The sequence below is a fragment of the Nocardia sp. NPDC058497 genome (assembly GCF_042720195.1).
In the GTDB taxonomy this organism is placed as follows: Bacteria; Actinomycetota; Actinomycetes; order Mycobacteriales; family Mycobacteriaceae; genus Nocardia.
Map to the genome: position 1 here is coordinate 1 of NZ_JBHXMY010000545.1, position 3,952 is coordinate 3,952.

Here is a 3,952-nt window from a genome sequence, read left to right on the forward strand (position 1 = left end):
CGCCGCCCCACCCACTGACCGCGCGGACCACCCCCAACCCCAACCCCCCCCCACGGCGGCCCCATGCGACGTAGCGGGCCTTCGTCGTTCACTGCGCGGTGAAGCCGCCGTCCACGGTGACCGCGGCTCCGGTGACGAAGGACGCCTCGGCACTGAGCAGGAACGCGCACAGTGCCGCGATCTCCGCGGGCTGTGCGATCCGCCCGATCGGGTGCAGCGCCGCGATCGCGGCCTCGCCTTCCGGGGTGGCCCCCATCGAGGCGCGGAACGCCGGAGTGTCGACCGCGCCGGAGACGAGCGCGTTGACCCGGACGCCGGATGCCGCGGTCTCCAGCGCTGTTGCCCTGGTGAGCCCGACGACCCCGTGCTTGGCCGCCACATACGGCGCCACCGACGCCATGCCGACGACCCCGAGATTGGACGCGTTGTTCAGGATCGCGCCGCCGCCGGAGGCCATGATCGCGGGCACCTGGTGCCGCAGCCCGTGGAACACCCCGGTCAGGTTCAGGTCGAGCTCGGTGCGCCAGGCCGCGTCGTCGATCTCGGCGACCGGGCCGAACGCGGTGACCGCGCCCGCGTTGTTGAACGCCGCGTCGAGCCTGCCGTACTCGGTGAGCGCGGCCTGGGTGAGGCGTTCGACGTCGGCGTCGACCGTGACGTCGGTGGGAACGAACAGCGCGCGTCCGCCGGCCGCGCGGATCTCCTCGGCGACCTGCTCGCCCTGATCCTTGCCACGAGAACCGAGGACCACGGCGGCGCCCTCGGACGCGACCCGCTGCGCGACCGCCTTGCCGATGCCGGAACCGGCGCCGGTGACGAGGACGACCTGGTCGGCGAAACGAGTGGACATAGATATTCCCTTCTCTCCCTTGATATTCGGAGCTCGACTCGGTGTCTCTCCGTGCTTCGAGTCAACAGTGGCGGGCGGGGCCGTGCTGGCGGGTATCAGCCATGACGTTGACGCGTCATAGGTTTCGTCGTGTACTTCGATATGCAGCACTGCAGTGGAGCGATATTGGAAATCCGATAGGCAGTAATTGAATTGATTACCAGTCGGTAAGTGCATTAGTTGGCGGCCATAACAGACCGCAAGAATGTATTCACTAGGGGCTCAAGTCGATTACTCGCGAGTAGCTGGATCTCGGAGTCTGTCAGCCGATTCGGAATAGTTCAGGGGACTGGACGGTCGTCCGCATACCTGTTCACCTGCGAAAATCATCCAACAAGGGCCAAAGGGCACGTGTTTCGTATCAATCAGGCAGCAATTCGGCTTTGCGCCGGTTAATCTGTGCGAGCTGTTTGGAAGACGACCGCGGCCACATGGTGCGCTCGCGTGCTGGACGTGGTCACGGTGCGTTGACGGGATAGCAAATACATGACCAGAGGTCTGGGCTTAAGCATCGGTACGGTCAATGCGATTACGGCGGTAGTAGCCGATGATCCGGCCAAACCGGCGGTGCGCGCACGGCGTACCGCACTCACCTTCGACGAAGCGGGTCGGCCCCGCATCGGAGCGATCAACGAATTCGCCTCGGCGGTGACGGATTTCGCGGACCTGGGCCGCGAGCCGGAGCCGATGGTGATCGGTGGCCGGTTCTACTCGGCGACCAACCTGATCGCCGCGGTCGTCACCGGGCTCATCGAGCTGGCCGAGCCGGCCGCCGGTGCCGTATTGACCTATCCGGCAGTGTATTCCGACAAACAGGTCGGACTGCTCGGGCAGGCGCTGCACCTGGCCGGCGCCGGGCAGGTGCTGCTCGCGCCGGAACCGGTCGCCGCCGCGGAATGGCTCGAGGCCGACCAAGGGCCGTTGGCGGCGGGTTTCGTCCTCGTCTACGACCTTGGTGCGAACAGTCTCGACCTCACCGTCCTGCGCGTCGGACCGGACTGGCCACACCACCCGATGGTCGGAACTCCGGTGCGCTCCACCGATTTCGGTGGCAAGCCGCTGGGTGAGATGGTCGCCCGCTACGCCGGTTCGCCCCGGTCGAGCCGCGCCTCGCAGACGCTCACCTCGATGGTGAACATCGATGCGCTGCGGTCCGAGCACATCCGCGACACCTTCCCGCTGGTCAGCAAGAGCGTGGCCGCCGCTGGCCTGCGCCTGGCCGATCTCTCGCGCATCCTGGTCGTCGGCGGGGCTTCGCGTCCGCCCGAGGTCGCGCGCACGCTCGCCGAACTCGGCGTCCCGCTGGTCACCGTCGCCGACCCCGGCCAGGTGGTCGCCTCCGGCGCGGCAGCCTTGGCGGCCCGCACATTCGCCCCGGTGCAGCAGGGTGGTCCCTCGGCGCCGCATGTCGCCGTGTTCTCCAGCGCCGCAGTCGTGTCCGCGCTCGCCATGTCGGCGATGACGGTGTTCGGCAGCCCCTTCGACCCAGGCCTGACCCCGGTCCTCGACCGTTTCCCCGCCCTCGGCGCCCCCGCCGAAGCGCTGCTCTACGACATGAGCGCCGACCTCGTCGCCGCCCAGAACTCCGGGCTGCTCGGCGGCGTCGACCCGCTCACCGGCCGGGTCCGCGTCGCAAGCGCCGTCGCCGCCGCGCAGACCGCCTACGAAATGATCGTCGCCCCCGCGACCGCAGGCCGCGACAAGACCCGCACCGGCGGCGAGCGCGGCGGCCCCGGCCACCAGGACACCCGCGACGACTGTCGCTCACCACTGGCCAGGACCACCTACGGCGACCCAGCCCGCTTCATCAACCCCCTGCCCTTCCACCTCGGCGCTCCCTCCCAGAACGTCCCGGCCAACCCGGGCACCCCCGGCCTCCCGGGACCGATCACCACACCCGGTTCGGGCACCCCTTCGATCCCCACGCCGGGCACACCCACCGAACCCGATTCCACCACTCCCGGCACGGCGCCCGCCCCCACCACACCAACGGGCGGCACGACAGCACCCTCCACCGATACCTCGGGATCCGTCGGCGGAATCGGCACGGGCACAGCCCCGTCCGGCACGACCGGCGGCACCGACACCAGCGGCACGACCCCCGGGGGTACCTCGCCCGGCGGAACAACCGACCCCGGCTCGACCGACGGCGGCGCTCCGAGTGGTGGAACAACGGGTGGCACCGAGACCTCCGCAGGCGGTGCGTCCGGCGGCGCCACGGGCGGCGCGTCGGGCGGTGAGACCAGCGGTGGCGAATCCAGCGGTGGCTCGGACAGCGGTGCTTCCGGCGGTGGTGCCTCAGGTGGTGCCTCCGGTGGCGGTGCTTCCGCTGGTGGTGCCTCTGGCGGTGGCGACTCGGGTGGTGGTGCTTCCGGTGGTGGCGACTCGGGTGGTGGTGCTTCCGGTGGTGGCGACTCGGGTGGTGGTGCTTCCGGTGGTGGCGACTCGGGTGGTGGTGCTTCCGGTGGCGGAGCCTCGGGGGGCGGCGCATCTGGCGGCGGAGCCTCGGGTGGTGGTCATTCCGGTGGCGGTGCTTCCGGCGGAAGTGACTCGGGCGGTCGTGCTTCCGGCGGTGGCGCCTCAGGCGGCGGTGCTTCGAACGGTGGCGCTTCCGGTGGTGGCGCTTCCGGCGGTGGTGCGTCGGGTGGCGGCGCTTCTGGTGGTGGTGCCCCGGGTGGCGGTGCATCCGGCAGCGACTCCGGCGGAAAAGCATCCTCCGGCGGAAAAGCATCCTCGGGTGGCGCCTCTTCCGGTGGCGCGTCGTCCGGTGGCTCCATGGGCGGCGGCGCCAGCGGTGGCGGTGGCGCCAGCGGTGGCGGTGGTGGTGGCGGCGGTGGTTCCCGTCGCTGAGTGGCCAACCCATTCAACGGAACACCGCCCGGCGAACAGCAGCCGCTCGCGTTCGTACCGATGTGGGGTGGGTCGACCGGCGGCTGCCCATTGCTATGCCGGGCAGGCGGTGGCGGACGCGGAGGGACGGTTCCCGACGCTGGGTGGCCAGTCCCATACAGCTGGAACATCTTTCCGGCAAAGTGGCAGCCGCTTGCCTTCGTATCGTTGACG

Annotated in this window: 2 protein-coding genes; one reads left to right on the forward strand and one right to left on the reverse strand. The window is 69.8% G+C overall.

The features are described 5' to 3' along the window. Window positions 1-88 precede the first annotated feature (88 nt). Complete coding sequence (locus tag ACFWPJ_RS26870; protein WP_378855383.1) at window positions 89-850, reverse strand: SDR family NAD(P)-dependent oxidoreductase; 762 nt, start codon at window positions 848-850, stop codon at window positions 89-91. Window positions 851-1,375: 525 nt separating this feature from the next. On the opposite strand from ACFWPJ_RS26870, the gene ACFWPJ_RS26875 reads away from it, so the two are divergent. Further along, window positions 1,376-3,739 (forward strand): Hsp70 family protein, encoded by a 2,364-nt coding sequence (locus ACFWPJ_RS26875; protein ID WP_378855385.1) that lies wholly within the window; start codon window positions 1,376-1,378, stop codon window positions 3,737-3,739. Window positions 3,740-3,952 lie beyond the last annotated feature (213 nt).